The organism is Carnobacterium divergens DSM 20623 (genome assembly GCF_000744255.1).
GTDB lineage: Bacteria > Bacillota > Bacilli > Lactobacillales > Carnobacteriaceae > Carnobacterium > Carnobacterium divergens.
This window is the reverse complement of record NZ_JQLO01000001.1, coordinates 554,170-571,558: the sequence shown is the minus strand read 5'-3', so window position 1 is coordinate 571,558 and position 17,389 is coordinate 554,170. Positions and strand designations below refer to the sequence as shown.

The 17,389-nt window shown below is 36.9% G+C and carries 15 protein-coding genes; all 15 read right to left on the bottom strand.

Features of this window, described 5'->3' with window-relative positions:
- Positions 1-48 precede the first annotated feature (48 nt).
- The gene (locus tag BR52_RS02835; protein ID WP_034573432.1) at positions 49-324 is read right to left on the bottom strand and encodes a post-transcriptional regulator; all 276 of its coding nucleotides are present in this window, start codon (positions 322-324) and stop codon (positions 49-51) included.
- Positions 325-359: 35 nt separating this feature from the next.
- On the bottom strand, positions 360-2,909 hold the full coding sequence (mprF, locus tag BR52_RS02830) for a bifunctional lysylphosphatidylglycerol flippase/synthetase MprF (RefSeq protein WP_034568954.1): 2,550 nt from the start codon (positions 2,907-2,909) through the stop codon (positions 360-362).
- Positions 2,910-2,993: 84 nt separating this feature from the next.
- Entirely contained in the window at positions 2,994-3,359 is a 366-nt protein-coding gene (gene yajC, locus BR52_RS02825) for a preprotein translocase subunit YajC (RefSeq protein WP_034568953.1), read from the bottom strand.
- 95 nt (positions 3,360-3,454) lie between these two features.
- Positions 3,455-4,600 (bottom strand): tRNA guanosine(34) transglycosylase Tgt, encoded by a 1,146-nt coding sequence (gene tgt / locus BR52_RS02820; protein ID WP_034568950.1) that lies wholly within the window; start codon positions 4,598-4,600, stop codon positions 3,455-3,457.
- Between the two features lie 37 nt (positions 4,601-4,637).
- Positions 4,638-5,231, bottom strand: a complete 594-nt coding sequence (locus tag BR52_RS02815; RefSeq protein ID WP_233218314.1) for a TetR/AcrR family transcriptional regulator — start codon at positions 5,229-5,231, stop codon at positions 4,638-4,640.
- 495 nt (positions 5,232-5,726) lie between these two features.
- Positions 5,727-6,758, bottom strand: a complete 1,032-nt coding sequence (gene queA, locus BR52_RS02810; RefSeq protein ID WP_034568946.1) for a tRNA preQ1(34) S-adenosylmethionine ribosyltransferase-isomerase QueA — start codon at positions 6,756-6,758, stop codon at positions 5,727-5,729.
- 26 nt (positions 6,759-6,784) lie between these two features.
- Positions 6,785-7,801, bottom strand: coding sequence for a Holliday junction branch migration DNA helicase RuvB (gene ruvB / locus BR52_RS02805; RefSeq protein ID WP_034568943.1), 1,017 nt, complete (start codon positions 7,799-7,801; stop codon positions 6,785-6,787).
- 32 nt (positions 7,802-7,833) lie between these two features.
- Complete coding sequence (gene ruvA, locus BR52_RS02800; RefSeq protein ID WP_034568941.1) at positions 7,834-8,448, bottom strand: Holliday junction branch migration protein RuvA; 615 nt, start codon at positions 8,446-8,448, stop codon at positions 7,834-7,836.
- Between the two features lie 166 nt (positions 8,449-8,614).
- Positions 8,615-9,052 carry a peptide-methionine (R)-S-oxide reductase MsrB gene (msrB, locus tag BR52_RS02795; protein WP_034568939.1) on the bottom strand — a complete coding sequence of 146 codons (438 nt, stop codon included), beginning with the start codon at positions 9,050-9,052 and terminating at the stop codon, positions 8,615-8,617.
- Positions 9,053-9,120: 68 nt separating this feature from the next.
- Positions 9,121-9,675: a Maf family protein gene (locus BR52_RS02790; RefSeq protein WP_034568936.1), complete on the bottom strand. Its 555-nt coding sequence runs from the start codon at positions 9,673-9,675 to the stop codon at positions 9,121-9,123.
- A gap of 19 nt (positions 9,676-9,694) precedes the next feature.
- The gene (gene mutL / locus BR52_RS02785) at positions 9,695-11,680 is read right to left on the bottom strand and encodes a DNA mismatch repair endonuclease MutL (protein ID WP_034568935.1); all 1,986 of its coding nucleotides are present in this window, start codon (positions 11,678-11,680) and stop codon (positions 9,695-9,697) included.
- A 30-nt stretch (positions 11,681-11,710) separates the two neighbouring features.
- The gene (gene mutS / locus BR52_RS02780) at positions 11,711-14,329 is read right to left on the bottom strand and encodes a DNA mismatch repair protein MutS (protein WP_034568933.1); all 2,619 of its coding nucleotides are present in this window, start codon (positions 14,327-14,329) and stop codon (positions 11,711-11,713) included.
- A 30-nt stretch (positions 14,330-14,359) separates the two neighbouring features.
- Positions 14,360-14,752 carry a YlbF family regulator gene (locus tag BR52_RS02775; protein WP_034568931.1) on the bottom strand — a complete coding sequence of 131 codons (393 nt, stop codon included), beginning with the start codon at positions 14,750-14,752 and terminating at the stop codon, positions 14,360-14,362.
- Complete coding sequence (locus BR52_RS02770; RefSeq protein WP_034568928.1) at positions 14,752-15,558, bottom strand: TIGR00282 family metallophosphoesterase; 807 nt, start codon at positions 15,556-15,558, stop codon at positions 14,752-14,754. The genes BR52_RS02775 and BR52_RS02770 overlap by 1 nt, the downstream gene beginning before the upstream one ends.
- Positions 15,559-15,689: 131 nt before the next feature.
- Entirely contained in the window at positions 15,690-17,249 is a 1,560-nt protein-coding gene (gene rny / locus BR52_RS02765) for a ribonuclease Y (RefSeq protein ID WP_034568926.1), read from the bottom strand.
- Between the last annotated feature and the right edge of the window lie 140 nt (positions 17,250-17,389).

The window sequence follows — 17,389 nt, the reverse complement described above, 5'->3', positions numbered from 1 at the left end:
AATTTAACAAAAAAAGAAGGAGACTGTTTTTTTGACAGTCGCCTTCTTTTACAATAAATCATCAATTTCCATTAAGTCTAAAGAATCTACCTTATAAATTTGGGCCTCTAAAGATGCAAAATCTAAATAATCATTTGGAGACAATTTACAAATTTGCGAAATTTGTTGATAATAATGTTCAGGTGTTTTTCTTTTCCAGCTAAAACGAGTGAGATAGCGCCATAAATCTTCTTCATTGATTTGTGAGTAACCTAGTTTATGAAACTCTTTAATTTTTAAAGATAACCATGGGGTGTATCGTTCGTACTCAACAAATGAATCCATCGTCAACTATGCGCCTCCTTTTTAGAACTTCTTCGTTATTTTATATCAATTTGACGTTTTTTTCCTACTAAGGTAACTAATTGCAACATCGTAAAGAGAATCGAACTTTTTTTCCTAAAAGCAACATATTTAGGAATCCAAGTAGTCACGTATTTTTCTTTGTAGTGACGTAAACCTTGAAAGCCATACAATTTCGTCCCAAAGCGATAAAGCAACCCTGCAATTCGTTCACTAATAAAACTATAACGCGTCGCTCCAACATTTGAGAGAGGTGCCATGCCCATATTAAAGGCTTGGAACCCGAGTTCTTGATTGTATTCAAATAGTTTGATAAATAAATAATCCATTACACCATTAGGTGCTTCTTTTGTTTTATAACGCATTAAATCAATCGAAATCAATTCATCTGACCCTGTTGGCATCATTGAAGCAAACGCAATCAACTGTCCTTCAGGCGTCTTCACAACCGCAATTTCAGCTTGATTTAAATAGAACTCATCATAAAATCCAAGAGAAAAACCTTTTTCAGTTCGTTTTTCTAACCATTCGTCAGAAATCTGTTTTAATTCTTCAAACTGACTTGCAGAAAAAGGCGGTTGAAGCATTTCAAATAGATAGCCTTCCCGTTCAATTTTATTCACAAGAGCCCGTTCGGCTCTTCGTTTTTTCCCAGACAAGGTAAATTCGGGTAAAGAAACATGTCCTTCCTCTCCAACCTTCATAAAGTCATAGCCAAGTTCATGTAAAATCATCACCAATGAACCACTTACTTCATAAAATACTACTGAGTAACCAAATTGATCGGCTACATCCATAAAATCGACAATGGCTTTTTCAAATAAAGAGGAATCTCCAATAGGTTCTCCCATCACGACTAATTTATCGGCTTCTTGACGAAATTGGAAAACTACTTGGTCTTCGCCATAGTAATAAAAATATTTATCTCGTAAAAAGGCCAAATGACTCACTTCATTTCCACCAAACTGATTAATGACCGCTTTTAAACGTTCCTCATCCAGTGAAACCCCAATTTTCAATTTTGACCGCATCAAGTAACTAATGACAATGGCTAAGCTGATTAAACCAATCACAACGCCAATTAACCCCGCTAGCCAAACGTGACCAGTTGGAAATAGTGAAGAATGGAATAGAATCGGTCGACGGTGATGGAATCTTGGCGAATTGAAGTAGCCAACTAAAATATACAATAACAAACTACCAAATAAAACAGCGCCATCTAATAAAGCTTTTCCCCAAGAATAAACAAGTTTATTTCGATAAAATTCATGCCTAGATAGATACACACACACAATAACGATTCCTAAAAAAATCGTTAATCCCCAAGAAAAGTCTTTGGTTAGTGTATTTAAAATACCAAAACCTAAAATAATAATCGTAGGCCAATAAGCTTTTTTTACCTTCCCTTCAATGCCACGGGCTAAGCCTAACAATAAGAAACCAAAAATCACATTGCTCAATTGAGTAAGAAAGAAGAAAGTAAATGGATAAAGCCTAGCAAATAAGTGGCTGTTAAACGCTAAATTAGGCACTGTTGAAATTAAAATCATCATAATTCCCGATGAATAAACAAAAACAACTAAAAAGCCATGAGCAACCTTTTGAATAAATTGCTTAGGTAAACCATCTAGGTAGCGATTAATTTTTTGTGCGCCATCGTGAGTGAAAAATGAAATTCCAATAAAAAATGGAATAATGTAGTAAAAAATTCGATAAAACAAGAGCCACACAACAGCTAACTCTTTCGAGACCCCTAATTGTCCTAACCCGTAAATCATAAAGACATCAAAGGTTCCAACGCCTCCTGGCACCATTGATACAATCCCAATAATCGAGGCAATCACAAATAATGGGAAAACTTGCCCTAACTGAATGGGTTCTTGTAATAGATATCCAATCAAAATAAAACATCCCATTGCCCCGCTCCATTCTAACACAGAGCCGACAATCAATTTAAATTCACGTTTTAATGGCAAATCAGTAAACAATGTTTTACTTTTTATTTTCGTAAAAGTAAATAAAATAGGGAAATATAATCCTCCACCAACTAACCATGGCCAGTAATGACGAAAACCTTCCCCATATCCTGGTAAAGAAAAACTGCCTAAAGCAACTAAAGATAAGATTGATAACCCTGACAATAAGAAAACGGCGATTTTTGAAATGGCAATAAGAATCTCTTTATGACTCGCACCTTCACCATAGAAAGTTGCTCTTAACGAAGCCCCTAAAAATCCACCAAATCCACCAATATTCGTAAATGTATTGGTAATCCATCCAGAGGTAAAAATATGCTTTTTACTAAACTTTCCAGGTAACAATTCAACGATTGTAAAATCATAAATCATCATCGGTAAAATAGCAATTAACCCTGCAATCAACATCAAACCAATCGCTACTGGACTTTGCGTAAATAAATTTTCCTTTAAATCACGGTAATTAATATCAGCAGCAATTTTTATGACCTGTAAGACCACAAACAATGAAACAAACCCCACAAAAATAATTTTGATCAGTGTTAGATGTTGCAAAACACCCTCCATTATTTTTTTGAATTTCTCTTTCATGTTCTTTCCTCCTCCACGATAGAAAGTAAAAATACTTGAAAAAGAAACAATTCATTCTTCTTCAAGTATTCATTTTGTAGCTAATTATTTTGTTTCATTTGGTGTTTCTTCAATAACTTCTACTTCTTCAACAACCGTTGGTTCTTCAACTAATACTTCTTCTTTTACTTCAACTGGTGTTGCAGCAGCTGTTTCTTTAATACGAGCAATTGCACCTCGTTCAAAAGTTAAGAAGACTCCATCGCAATCAATAACAACGGTACGGTCTACTTCAACTACTTCATCAACGATTCCGTGTAAACCACCAATCGTTACGATAGCGTCACCTTTTTTCAAAGATTCCATCATTTTTTTCTTTTCATCTGCCGCTTTTTTCTGCGGTTTAATCATCATAAAGTACATTAATCCAAAAATTGCGATCAATGGTAAAAACGTTACAATACCTGACATTTGTTCCACTCCATTTCTCTTCGTTCCTAAAAAACTATTCTCACTACTCACTTTAACAAACTTTTCTGTTTTCAGCTAGTGATTACACATGTTTTTTAAAAGTTTTTTGCATTTGGCTTGTTAAACCCATATTCTTCAAAAAATGCTTCTCTAAATTCTAATAAATTGTCGTCCATGATTGCTTGACGAACATTTTTCATTAGGTTTTGTAAGAAGTATAAATTGTGATAGCTTGTTAAACGTAAACCGAAAGTTTCGTCTGCTTTAATTAAATGACGAATATACGCTCTCGAGTAATTTTTACATGTATGGCAATCGCATTTTTCATCAATTGGTCTAAAATCACGCTCGTATTGAGCATTTTTAACAACTAAGCGACCTGCACTTGTCATACAAGTACCGTTACGGGCAATTCGAGTTGGCAATACACAATCAAACATATCAACGCCTCGGATCACGCCATCAATTAAGGAATCCGCTGAACCAACACCCATCAAATATCTTGGTTTGTCTTCTGGAATCAGTGGTGTTGTGTATTCCAACACTTCATTCATTAAATGTTTGGGTTCTCCAACAGACAATCCGCCAATAGAATACCCAGGGAAATCCATTGAAATCAAATCTCTTGCGCTTTGCTGTCTTAATTCTTTGTAGCCCGCTCCTTGAATGATACCAAATAAACCTTGTGTCGATGGATTTGCATGTGCTTTTAACCCACGCTCTGCCCAACGGCTTGTACGTTCAATTGATTTTTTAACGTATTCAAAGCTTTCTTCAAAAGGTGGACATTCATCGAAACTCATCATAATATCTGGACCTAATTTATTTTGAATGTCAATCGCTTTTTCTGGAGATAGGAACATTTTTGACCCATTTAAATGATTTCTAAAATGAACCCCTTCTTCTTCAATGCGACGCATATCACTTAATGAAAAGACTTGGAAACCACCAGAATCTGTTAAGATTCCTTTATCCCAATTCATAAATTTGTGTAATCCGCCGGCTTCTTGCACAATGTCTTCACCTGGACGTAACCATAAATGGTAAGTATTGCTTAAAATAATTCCAGCACCCATTGCATCCAATTCTTCAGGTGCAATACTCTTTACAGTGGCTAAGGTTCCTACTGGCATAAACATTGGCGTAGGGAACGTTCCGTGTGGTGTGATAATTTCTCCAAGTCGAGCGCCGGTGTGTTTTTCTTTTTTGATTAAGCGGTATTTAATTGCTGGCTCTGTCATTTTTTCTCCTACTTTCAATAGTGTATCTATGATTTTTTTAATCTTTAAACGGCTGCAGCATCATCTGAATGATACTATCTAATGTAACATGAGTTAACGTATCTTCCTTGTCATGACGGATATCACGAATCAATAACGCAAGAATCGAATTATTAAAGATAAAACATAAGGTTTCATATTCTGACTTTGTATAATTAGGATGATCGGATAAGCGTTGCAACTGTTGGCATAAAGAATGATTAATATATTCTTGCTTATAGGTAAAAATAGTTTGTGCTTTTTCGTTTCCGACTTCTTTAATTGAACCAATCACCACGTCGCGATGCCTTGAATAGATGTCTTCAATAAAGTAGCCTGTTTTTTCAAGCAACTCTCTTGTTGAGCTAAAGGGTTGTGAGAAAAACGCATCAACTTCTTCTTTGATTTGATTGGCATGTTGCTTAAACGCTGTGTCCATTAACGCTTCTTTTGATTTAAAGTTTTTAAAAATCGTTGTTTCGTTAACATGAGCCTCTTGGGCAATTAGTTTTGTTGTTGTACTTTTATACCCAACATGAGAAATTAAATGCAACGCCGCATCAATAATTCTTTGTTGCGTTCCAGTCATCTTTTTCTCGTCGATTGGACTCACACCTCTCTAAAAATAAATTCAAAAAAACAAGCAGATGCTTGCACAACCAATAGTATAGCACAGGGATTTTTAGGTAGCAATCCTCTTAAAGAAATTCTTTTTTTAGATTAGAAGCACATTATTTGCAAACGCTTTCTAATCGTGTTATTGTATAGATAGAAAGAGAGATGCTTATACGAGTAAACAACAGAATTTCTCATTTGTTAAACGAAACAAGTTAAACGAAACAAGTTAAACGAAACATCGTGTTTTGATGTACCAGATTCAACTGTCCCATTTCATTTAGATTCATGATCACTATTTGTTTCATAAGTGTGTTTGATAGTCCCGAATAACGTAAGCATAAACCGAATTTTGTTTTGAAAGAAATTCCCCTAACACTTATGGCATTTCAGCTTCGCTTCAAAATTGTTTACTCGTATCCTCTCTGATTCAATAAAAAAGAGCTTCCAGTGATGAAAAACTGGCGGCTCTTTTTTTGATTGCTTACTTATTTTATTTGACAAACATCGCATCGCCAAAGCTAAAGAAGCGGTAGCGTTCTTCCACTGCATGATGGTAGGCTGCTAAAACATTTTCTCGTCCTGCAAAGGCACTCACCAACATAACCAATGTTGATTTTGGTAAATGAAAATTAGTTGAAAAAGCATCAACCACTTTAAATTGATAACCAGGTGAAATAAAAATACTTGTCCAGCCACTATCGGCTTTGATTTCACCATCAAATTTTGTGCCAATTGTTTCAAGTGTCCGAATAGAAGTCGTTCCAACTGCGACAATTCTTCCACCTTCTGCTTTTACTTGATTCAGTTTTGCTGCTGCTGCTTCTGTTAGACGGTAAAATTCGGAATGCATATCATGGTCCTCAATGGAATCCACACTAACAGGTCTAAAAGTACCTAAACCAACATGAAGTGTTAGAAAAACAAGTTCAACACCTTTTGCTTTGATTTTTGCTAACAGGTCCTCTGTAAAATGCAACCCTGCTGTTGGCGCTGCCGCTGATCCATTTTCCTTAGCGTAAACCGTTTGATAGCGTTCATTGTCTTCTAAACGTTCTTTAATATAAGGAGGCAATGGCATTTCGCCAAGAGATTCTAAGACTTCAAGAAAGATGCCCTCATATGAAAAATCAACAATTCTACCGCCATGTTCTAATTCTTCCACAACCGTTGCTTTTAAACGACCGTCACCAAAGCTAATTTCAGTTCCAACTTTTGCACGTTTTGCTGGTTTAACGAGTGTCTCCCACTGGTCATTGACTGTATTTTTTAATAGTAATACTTCTAAATGTCCGCCGGTTTCTGGCTTTGTTCCATAAAGTCTAGCTGGTAAAACACGTGTGTCATTCATTACTAACGCGTCCCCTGCATGTAATTCATCTAAAATATCTGTAAAGTGCTTATCGGATACCTCACCCGTCTTGCTATCCAAAACAAGTAAACGAGAACTTGAGCGGTCACTTAGCGGGGTTTGAGCAATTAGTTCTTCTGGTAAATCAAAATCAAAATCTTTCGTTGATAACATGTTCATTTCTCCTATTTATCTGGCTTTTAAATTTTTTCTGTAGGATAAGAATACCCTAAATGCTCGTAGCCTAAAGGGGTCACAATCCGTCCTCTTGGTGTCCGTTGCAGAAAACCCATTTGCAATAAATACGGTTCGTACATATCTTCTACGGTTTCTGTTTCTTCTCCAATATTAGCTGCAATCGTTGACAAACCAACTGGCCCTCCACGATACAATTCAATCATCGTAGTCATCATTTTTTGATCAACATAATCCAATCCTTCTTGATCGACTCGTAATAGAGCTAGCGCTTCATCTGCCATTCTTTGACTGACTTCACCTTCGCCTTCGACTTGAGCATAATCTCGCACGCGTTTTAATAAGCGATTCGCAATCCGTGGGGTTCCTCTTGAGCGTCTAGCAATTTCATGGGCTCCCGTATCGTTGATTTTCGTTTGAAAAACGTCTGCTGAGCGGATCACGATTTCTTTTAAATCTTTCACTGGATAATATTCCATATGGGAAACTATTCCAAATCGATCCCTTAAAGGCGCAGATAACAAACCTGCTCTTGTTGTCGCACCAATTAACGTAAAGGGCGGCAATGGAAAATGGACGGGGTGAGCGCTTGGACCTTGTCCAACAATAATATCAACAAAAAAGTCTTCCATTGCGGAATACAGCATTTCTTCTACCATTCGAGGCATGCGATGGATTTCATCGATAAACAGAACGTCTCCTGCCTCTAATTCATTTAATAACGCCACCAAATCGCCAGCCTTTTCAATTGCCGGACCACTGGTCGTTCGAATTCCTACTTGCATTTCATTTGCAATTACCATTGCCATTGTTGTTTTCCCTAAACCTGGTGGTCCATATAAGAGTACGTGGTCTAATGCTTCTTCTCGGTTTTTAGCTGCTTCAATGTAAATCGTTAACTCTTTTTTTACTTTGTCTTGTCCGATGTATTGAGCTAACGTTTGAGGGCGTAAAGATTTTTCAATTGTTATCTCTACTCCGTCCTCACTCTCTCCAGAAACAATCCGTTCTTCAAATGTCATCTAATTTTCACCACTTTTCCTAAAATTCCAGTTTATTTTTTCATTAACAAACGTAAGGCCGCTCTTAAATAAGCATCTGTTGAATGTTCATTTAAAGCGATTAGTTTTGGTTCAATTCGTTTGATTTCTCTTGAGCTGTAGCCCAATGCGGTTAACGCTTCTACGGTTTCTGCAATGTGACCGTTATTCGTTGTTAAAACTAATTTTTCTTGTAGCGCGCCTTTTCCTGCACTTGAAGAAACCGTTAAATCGTCTAGTTTTCCTTTTAAATCCAATACGATCTGAGAAGCTGTTTTCTTTCCAACACCAGGAAATTTTGTTAAGTACGCCACATCATCATTTTCAATTGCGGCAACTAACCCTTCATGGTCATCACTAGCTAAAATAGCTAAGCTACTTTTTGGTCCTATTCCAGAAACGCTGATTAATTTTAAATACAATTGCTTTTCGCTAAAATCTTTAAAGCCAAATAATGTTATCGCATCTTCTCGGACCGCTTGATAAACATAGACTTGAACTTCTTGGTTTAATTTACTTGAAAATCGAAAAGGGTTCGCAATCAATAATTGGTAACCGATCCCACCATTTTCAATCACGATATACGCTGGTCCTACAAACGTCAACGTGCCTTTGATGTATTCATACATGTGTTCGATCTCCATTCTATTCTATAGTACATTCGTTCCCCTAGCATTTTACCATATTTTCAAGATTAAATGGACTTTCTAATGGAAAAATCTTTATTTTAGTCATTTCCTTACTGAAAAAGGAAAAACACAAAGACAAAGGCAGCTCCCTTATCTTTGTGCTTTTTTAAGAAAATAGCGAACGATACTGACCGTAGCCTTCCGCTTCCAATTGATCAACTGGAATAAAACGTAGGGCTGCTGAATTAATGCAGTAACGCAACCCACCAAGTTCAGGCGGACCATCATTAAACACATGACCTAAATGAGAATCTGCTGCTTTGCTTCGAACTTCAGTACGTGTCATTCCGAATTTGTGGTCTACTTTTTCTACTACCTCATTTTTTTCAATCGGTTTCGAAAAGGCCGGCCAACCACAACCCGCATCGTACTTATCTTTTGATGTAAAAAGTGGCTCGCCACTGACAATATCGACATATAGGCCATTTTCATAAAAATCATCAAATTCCCCTGTAAAAGCATGCTCCGTTCCATTTTCTTGCGTAACTTCATATTGAATGGGGCTTAACGTCTCTTTTAACTCTTCTTTCGATGGTTTTTCCATTTTCTTCACCTCTTTAGTTTAGTTGTCTATAGTATAGCAAACAATGACTAAAAAGGAGCATTTCTTGCTTACTGTATTTCTTTTAACATTCTGGCTACTACAGAGACGGGAAATCCTGCGACGCTATAAAAATCGCCGTCAATTTTCTTGACAAGTAGCGCGCCTTTCCCTTGAATTCCATATGAGCCGGCTTTATCCATCGGTTCTTTAGTCGCAATATACGCATCAATTTCTTCTGGAGTTAACTCAAAGAGAGTCACTTTTGTTGTCACGACTTGTGTAGCCTTTTGTTGTCCTTTTGTCAGATGGACTGCTGTCAACACTTCATGTGTCGTTCCGCTTAGTTGCTCAAGCATTCTTTTAGCGTCGGCTTCATCCTTTGGTTTCCCCATGATTTCATCATTTAGTACCACAATCGTGTCGCTTCCAATCACTAACTCATCTGGATACTCCTTAGCTACTTCATTGGCTTTACGAATCGCTAATACTTCCACAACTTCAGGACCTTTCATTGACGGTGGAGTCGTTTCGTCTACATCAGAAACAACTACGTCAAAATCTGTTGTGATTTTACTGAGTAACTCTTTTCTTCTAGGAGAACCTGAAGCTAAAATTAAGGTCATTTTTCATCTACCTGCTTTCTTAATGTGGGTCTTGGATACGTTTAAACATTTTTTCCATATCTTTATTAGTAAATTGAATCAAGACTGGACGGCCATGAGGACAATTATAAGGATTTTCTGTTTTTGCTAAATCTACTAACAAGGCACGAGCTTCTTGATCGTTTAGATAATGATTAGCTTTAATTGAACCTTTGCAACTCATCATAATAGCCGTTGCTTCTCTAAACTTCGCCACGTTAACCGTTCCTTGTTCTAAAAGCAAATCAATCATTTCTCTAACGATTTCTTCTTCTTCCCCTTTATGAAACCAAACTGGATGACTTCTTAGTAAGAAACTATTTTGTCCAAAAGGTTCTAAGAAAATTCCAATCTCTTCAAGTGCTGGTTGGTTTTCTTTGATTTTAATGGCATCGCTATTTGGGTAATCTAGCATCATTGGAACTAGTAAGTCTTGCAGGTCACGACTAACTTCCCCAATTTTTTTACGGAAATACTCATACTTTATTCGCTCTTGCGCCGCATGTTGATCCAAAATATACAACCCATTTTCATTTTGTGCAAATAGATAGGTACCATGCATTTGACCAATATATTCTAGCGTTGGCAAGTGTGAAGCAGCCTTTTCAGTTTGTCTTGCTTCTCTTTTTAGCAAATTAGTTGCCGTGTTTAAATAAGGTTCTTCATGAAGCTCTTCTAATTCGCTGATGGGGCGATCCATAGCTGGGATTGATTCTGTTACTGTTGGTTCAACTAGGAAACTTTCTGCTACTTGATTATCCTGTGTATCCTCAAAAGGCGCCGCTTCTTCTTCTACCAACTCTTCATGTTTAAATGGAATTGGTTGGAACGGATCGGTTGGCTTTTCTTTTATGAGGGGCTCTTTCACTTGATAAGCAGGCTGATTTTCAGGTTTAGTTGAGGACGCTACATTCAAGTCAATTTTTGTTTGTTCAGCTTTAAATTTTGTCGCGTCATATGGCTTTTTAAAACTAAAATTTTCCATCGCTTCTGGAATCAACTGTTCTTTACTAAGGGCTTGATGGATTGCATCTTCAATTAAGCCCATTAGTTCTTTTTCTTTACTGATCCGAACTTCTTGCTTTGTTGGATGCACATTCACATCAACTAATAGCGGGTCCATCGTAATATCTAAGGCAACAATTGGAAAACGACCTACCATTAATTTTGAACGATAGCCTGCAATAATTGCCTTATTAAGCAGGTAATTTTTAATGTAACGCCCATTGATCATAATGGACATATAATTACGGCTTGCTCTTGTGACTTCTGGTAATGAAATAAATCCTTTAACATTGAAGTCTAAATCTTCATTTTCAATCAAACGCATTTTTTTTGCAATTGCAACGCCATAAATCCCTGCTAAGGTTTGTTTTAAATCCCCATTTCCCGAAGTGCGCAACATTTGATTGCCATCATGAACTAAACGAAATGCAATCATTGGGTGACTCATCGCCAAACGATTGACGATATCTCCGATTGTTGCTAGTTCGGTTTGTAAGGTTTTAACGTATTTTAACCGAGCCGGAGTATTGAAAAATAAATTGCTTACGGTAATACTTGTTCCTTTTCTTGATGGATTTGGACGCTCTTCCTCGATATCCCCACCTTTTAAAGAAATGTAAGTACCCGCACCAGAGCCTGTCGCCGTTTCTAAGATGACTTCGGATACAGAGGCAATACTTGGCAAGGCTTCTCCACGAAAACCTAGCGTGCGAATTCTAAAGAGGTCGTCTCGAGTATGAATCTTACTTGTGGCATGGCGTTTAAAGGCATTTTTCACATCTTCTGCTTCAATGCCATCACCATTGTCAATAATTTGAATTTTTTTCAAACCAGCTTCTTCAATTAAAATGTCGATTTGGGTGCTGCCTGCATCTATTGAATTTTCAACAAGTTCTTTAACAACCGAAGCGGGGCGCTCGATTACTTCACCAGCCGCAATTTGATTGGCGAGTTTTTCTGAAAGTTCTTCAATTTTTGCCATTTCTCCTCACCCTTTCTACTTAAATTGAATCTATTTTAGCTTTCCTTGTAGTTCACTTAAGGTATTGATTGCTTCAAGAGGCGTCATAGACAATAAGTTTATAGTTTGTAACGCTTTGATAACTTCACTTTCATTCGGGTTCAATGAATCAAACAATGATAATTGACCTTGTTCTTCTTCAAGAATATCTAACCTTGGCTCTTGTTCAACGCTTGTTTTAATTGCCATTTTAGGTGCTTGCTCAACATCAATAACGACTGGCTCTTGTTTTTCTAATTTTTCTAAAATAGCGGCTGCTCGAATCAATAAATCCTCTGGCAAACCAGCTAGTTTCGCTACATGGATTCCGTAACTTTTATCAGCTGGCCCAGCCATCATTTTGTGTAAGAAAACAACTTCACCATCTTCTTCAACTGCTCCTACATGGATATTTTCTAAGCCCTGTAAGGATTCTTCTAACACAGTTAATTCATGATAATGCGTTGAAAAGAGTGTTTTTGCATGAACATGTTGATGAATGTACTCAATAATAGCTTCAGCAAGTGCCATTCCATCATACGTTGCAGTGCCTCGACCAATTTCATCAAATAAAATTAAACTACGGTCGGTGGCATGTCGTAATGCTTGATTTGCTTCCATCATTTCCACCATAAAGGTACTTTGACCAGAAATTAAATCATCGGCTGCTCCAATACGAGTGAAAATTTGATCAAAAATCGGCAGCTCAGCTGTCTCAGCCGGTACAAAGCAACCCATTTGAGCCATAATAACGGTTAAGGCTAACTGACGCATATACGTACTCTTACCAGACATGTTTGGTCCAGTAATCAAAAGAATATCTGTTTGCTCATTCATCACGACACTGTTTGGCACGTAACGTTGTTGCCCTAAAACTTTTTCAACAACCGGGTGGCGCCCTTCTAGCAGATTGATTTCATGGGTTCCTTGTTTCATAACTGGTTTAATATAATGGTACTTTTCACTGATGGTCGAAAAGCTTTGTAAAACATCGATTGTGGCAACCGTTTTAGCTAATTTTTGCAAGCGTTCAATGTATTGTTTTACGGTTTCACGAACAGCAGTAAACAACTCATATTCCAACGCTACTGATTTTTCTTCAGCTTCTAAAATCAAGGTTTCTTTTTCTTTTAAGTCGGGTGTAATAAAGCGTTCTGCATTTGCTAAGGTTTGTTTCCGCTCGTAAGTTCCTTCAGGTAAGGATGCTAAATTAGATTTCGTTACTTCAATATAATAACCAAATACACGGTTGTAGCCAATTTTCAACGTTTTAATGCCTGTTTTTTCACGTTCTTGGGCTTCTAATTGAGCAATCCATTTTTTCCCATTTCGCATGGCATCACGATATTGATCCAATTTTTCGTGGTACCCGTCTTTAATGACCCCTCCATCTTTAATAGCTAAGGGTGCTTCTTCGTCAATTGCGTGTTCAATTAGCTCCACTACCTCTGTTACAGGATCTAGCGCAATCAGCAGGTCATCCCATTCACCGTCGTTAATAATAGCAATAATATCAATGAGCTGAGGCACTTGTTGTAAAGAGGTTTTCAGTTGAATCAAATCACGACCGTTCACATTTCCAAAGGCCACTCGCCCCGCTAAACGTTCTAAATCGTAAACTCGAGTCAACGCTTCGTTTAAATCAGTTCGTTCAAAAAAGTGATTCATTAAATTTTCAACAATCAATTGACGGCTTTTAATTTTGGCTTCTTGAATCAAAGGACGATCAATCCATTGTTTTAATAAGCGTCCTCCCATTGCTGTTTTGGTTTCGTCTAGTAACCACAATAACGTCCCTTTTTTCTGACCATTTCGAATCGATGACGTTAACTCTAAATTATGTTTTGAATAGTGATCCATTTTTAAGAAGTGAGTGGGTATGTAGCTTTCTGCTTTTTGAATATGACTTAAGCTACGTTTTTGAGTGACACTTAAATAGGACAACAATAACTTCAAAACAGCTACTGTTTTTTCTTCCTCAATTTCACTTGTTAAGTAAGAAAATTCAGCATTTTCTACCATTGTTGTTTGAGTTGAAATCATCACGCCTAATTTATTTTTTAATTCTTCTTGTAACAACTCTTCATCTAAATTTTCAAAAACGACTTCTTTAGTTTGGATGCTTGATAATTCATTGATTAAATCCTCTTTTGACGTTAAGCAGGTAGCTTTTAATTCTCCCGTACTTAAATCAACATACGATAAATTAAACTCATGATCATTGGCAACAACTAACGCCGATAAATAATTATTCGATTTTGCATCCATATTTTTCGTTTCAATCGCAGTTCCAGGAGTCACTAATTGAACAACTTCTCGTTTCACCATTCCTTTAGCCGTTTTTGGATCTTCTACTTGCTCACAAATGGCAACTTTGTATCCTTTTTCAATCAAAACATCGATGTATCCTCTAGCAGCGTGATACGGAACACCACACATTGGGATGGGATCATCTGCATTACGGTTACGACTAGTTAACGTTACTTCTAATAATTGCGATGCATTAATGGCGTCCTCATAAAACAACTCGTAAAAATCACCTAGACGGTAAAATAAAAATGCATCTGGATATTGAGCTTTTATAGCTAAATACTGTTCCATCATTGGAGTGTGCTTGGTTTTTTGTGGCATCTTTTATCCACTCCTTTCTCAATTCATTTATTAACTTAATTCGGTTAATTTTTCTTCGATTTCTTTGACAAGTTCATCTTGAATCGTACCGATTAATTGTTGCAATAAATCATCTGCTTCAACAAGTGAATCTTGGTAACTCGTAACTACAATATGCTCGTTGAATTCTCTTGTTAATTGCTCTGCCTCTCTAATCGCTATTTTTTCAGCTTCAGGCTTGCCGTAATGATTAAACGCTACTGCTTCTTTTTGTTTTATTTTAATCTGTTCAATCAATTCATTTAAATGAGCATGGTTTTGTGCTTTTGCTTCAATTTGTTGGTAGGTTTGAATGGTTTCGTTTTTTTGCAATAATTGAGTTAATTTTTCTAATGTCTCTTTAGTGGCTTCATCTAATAAAGATTCAGGCTCTTTTCTAAACATTAAAAGTCGCCTCCAAATGGACGGTCTTCATTAATCACAATATTTTGAATATTTTTAGCTTTCCCTGTTTGATCGTCTAATTCAATCAAGCAAGCAGATAAAATTTTACGGCCTTCTTTTGGTACTTCAAAACGCGTTGGCATCTGTGTTAAAAAGCGATTAAGAACCTGCTCTTTCGCCATTCCTAAAACACCATCATAAGGACCTGTCATCCCTACATCAGTCAAATAGGCTGTTCCTTCAGGTAAAATTCTTGCGTCATTTGTTTGAACATGGGTATGAGTACCGACAACTGCAGAAACACGACCATCTAAGAACCAGCCCATCGCTTGTTTTTCACTTGTCGTTTCAGCATGAAAATCCACAAAAATCAATGGCGTACGTTTTCTTGCTTCTTCTACTAATTCTTCAATTTTTCTAAAAGGATCATCTAAATCCGCCATAAACACACGACCATGTAAATTAATAACAGCTAGTTCTAATTGATTAACTTTAATAAAGGCCATTCCTTTACCAGGTGTTGTATCTTCTGGGTAATTTGCTGGACGAATCATTTTTTTGGCATCATCAATAAATTCAAAAATTTCGCGATTATCCCAAGTGTGATTTCCCATTGTTACGATATCTACGCCATCTTGTAAGAATCCTTTATATATTTTTTCAGTGATTCCGCGTCCTGCTGCTGCATTTTCACCATTTAAAATCGTCACTTGTGGACGGTACTCTCTTTTTAATTTAGGTAGATACTCATGGACCATTTCGCGCCCCATCGATCCGACAACATCTCCGACAAATAATAATTTCATTTTATATAGCCTCTTCTCTTTTTATACATCACTTTATTTTACCAATATTTCAACTTAAATAAAAGGGGTGACGTCTTCTTATTAAAAAAAGATGGGAAAGAGTATATTTACTCTTTCCCATCTTTTAATCATTATTTTGCGTAATCAACCGCTCTTGTTTCACGAATGACCGTTACTTTAATGTGTCCCGGATAATCAAGTTCATCTTCAATTCGTTTTCGAATATCACGAGCTAAACTAATGGCACCAAGATCATCAATTTGTTCGGGTTGAACCATAATCCGAACTTCACGTCCTGCTTGAATAGCGAAACTTCTTTCAACGCCTTCAAAACTATTAGAAATGCCTTCAAGTTTTTCTAAACGACGAATATAGTTTTCAAGAGATTCACTTCTCGCTCCTGGTCTAGCTGCTGATAATGCATCCGCTGCTGCAACTAATACCGATATAACTGAAGTGGCTTCGGTATCTCCATGATGAGAAGCGATGGCATTAATAACCGTTGCATTTTCTTTGTATTTCGTTGCAATCTCTTCACCAATTTCTACATGAGAGCCTTCAATTTCGTGATCTAACGCTTTACCAATGTCATGAAGCAAACCAGCACGTTTTGCTAAGGCAACATCTTCTCCAAGTTCTGCTGCTAAAACACCTGCTAATTTTGCCACTTCAATTGAGTGGTTTAAAACATTTTGACCATAACTTGTTCTAAAGCGTAAACGACCTAGAATCTTAATTAAATCTGGATGTAACGAATGAACTCCAACATCAAAGGTTGCTTGTTCCCCAATTTCTCGGATACGCTCATCCATTTCTTTTCTTGATTTTTCAACCATCTCTTCAATTCGAGCTGGATGAATTCGACCGTCTTGAATTAATTTTTCAAGTGTCATTCTTGCTATTTCACGTCTGATTGGATCAAATCCACTTAAAATAACTGCTTCAGGAGTATCATCGATAATCAAATCAATTCCTGTTAGGGTTTCAAGGGTTCTGATATTTCGACCTTCACGACCAATAATTCGACCTTTCATTTCATCACTTGGTAATGTGACTACCGAAACAGTCGTCTCAGAAACTTGATCTGCTGCACAACGTTGAATTGCTAATGAAATCAGATTTTTCGCTTTTCGATCTGCTTCCTCTTTAGCACGTTGTTCAGAATCTTTAACCATTACAGCTAATTCGTGGGATAGATCTTCTTCTGTTTCCTTGATAATCATGTTTTTAGCTTCTTCTCGTGATAAAGCCGCAACTCTTTCTAATTCAAGTTGTTGTTCTTCAACTAGTAATGTTGCTTTTTTCTCTTGATCGTCAATTAGCTGTTGTCTTGAACTTAGTTTTTCTTCTTTGGCTTCAAGGGAACGTTCCCGTTTTTCTAGTCCATCATCTTTACGGTCTAGGTTTTCTTCACGTTGTAGTAAACGATTTTCTTGTTTCAGAATGTCGCTTCTTCTCTCTTTTAGCTCCGTTTCAATTTCAGTTCGGTATCTGTGATTTTCATCCTTCGCCTCCAACAAAGCTTCTTTTTTCATGGTCTCTGCTTCTCTTCTTGCTTCCTCCAAAATTCCAGTTGCAGTGTTTCTAGCTCCTGCTAGTTCCTTTTCGTGAGTTGACTTGCGGACGATATATCCTGCGATTAGACCAACAACTAAAGCAACGATAGCGAAGGCTACACTAATAATTAACATTCTTCCACCTCCGTATCATGTATTTAATTGGTCATTTATCATTTCTTTTGGTAAAAATATTGTTTTTAACAAATTTTTATCCCTATCTTTTATAAGTGTAATACAACACACCTCTAATTTTAATTGTAGAGAGGGTACAT

Coding starts and splice junctions, on each gene's coding strand:
- BR52_RS02835 (WP_034573432.1), bottom strand. CDS start 324: ATGGATTCATTTGTTGAGTACGAACGATACACCCCATGGTTATCTTTA.
- mprF (WP_034568954.1), bottom strand. CDS start 2,909: ATGAAAGAGAAATTCAAAAAAATAATGGAGGGTGTTTTGCAACATCTA.
- yajC (WP_034568953.1), bottom strand. CDS start 3,359: ATGTCAGGTATTGTAACGTTTTTACCATTGATCGCAATTTTTGGATTA.
- tgt (WP_034568950.1), bottom strand. CDS start 4,600: ATGACAGAGCCAGCAATTAAATACCGCTTAATCAAAAAAGAAAAACAC.
- queA (WP_034568946.1), bottom strand. CDS start 6,758: ATGTTATCAACGAAAGATTTTGATTTTGATTTACCAGAAGAACTAATT.
- ruvB (WP_034568943.1), bottom strand. CDS start 7,801: ATGACATTTGAAGAACGGATTGTTTCTGGAGAGAGTGAGGACGGAGTA.
- ruvA (WP_034568941.1), bottom strand. CDS start 8,448: ATGTATGAATACATCAAAGGCACGTTGACGTTTGTAGGACCAGCGTAT.
- msrB (WP_034568939.1), bottom strand. CDS start 9,052: ATGGAAAAACCATCGAAAGAAGAGTTAAAAGAGACGTTAAGCCCCATT.
- BR52_RS02790 (WP_034568936.1), bottom strand. CDS start 9,675: ATGACCTTAATTTTAGCTTCAGGTTCTCCTAGAAGAAAAGAGTTACTC.
- mutL (WP_034568935.1), bottom strand. CDS start 11,680: ATGGCAAAAATTGAAGAACTTTCAGAAAAACTCGCCAATCAAATTGCG.
- mutS (WP_034568933.1), bottom strand. CDS start 14,329: ATGCCACAAAAAACCAAGCACACTCCAATGATGGAACAGTATTTAGCT.
- BR52_RS02775 (WP_034568931.1), bottom strand. CDS start 14,752: ATGTTTAGAAAAGAGCCTGAATCTTTATTAGATGAAGCCACTAAAGAG.
- BR52_RS02770 (WP_034568928.1), bottom strand. CDS start 15,558: ATGAAATTATTATTTGTCGGAGATGTTGTCGGATCGATGGGGCGCGAA.
- rny (WP_034568926.1), bottom strand. CDS start 17,249: ATGTTAATTATTAGTGTAGCCTTCGCTATCGTTGCTTTAGTTGTTGGT.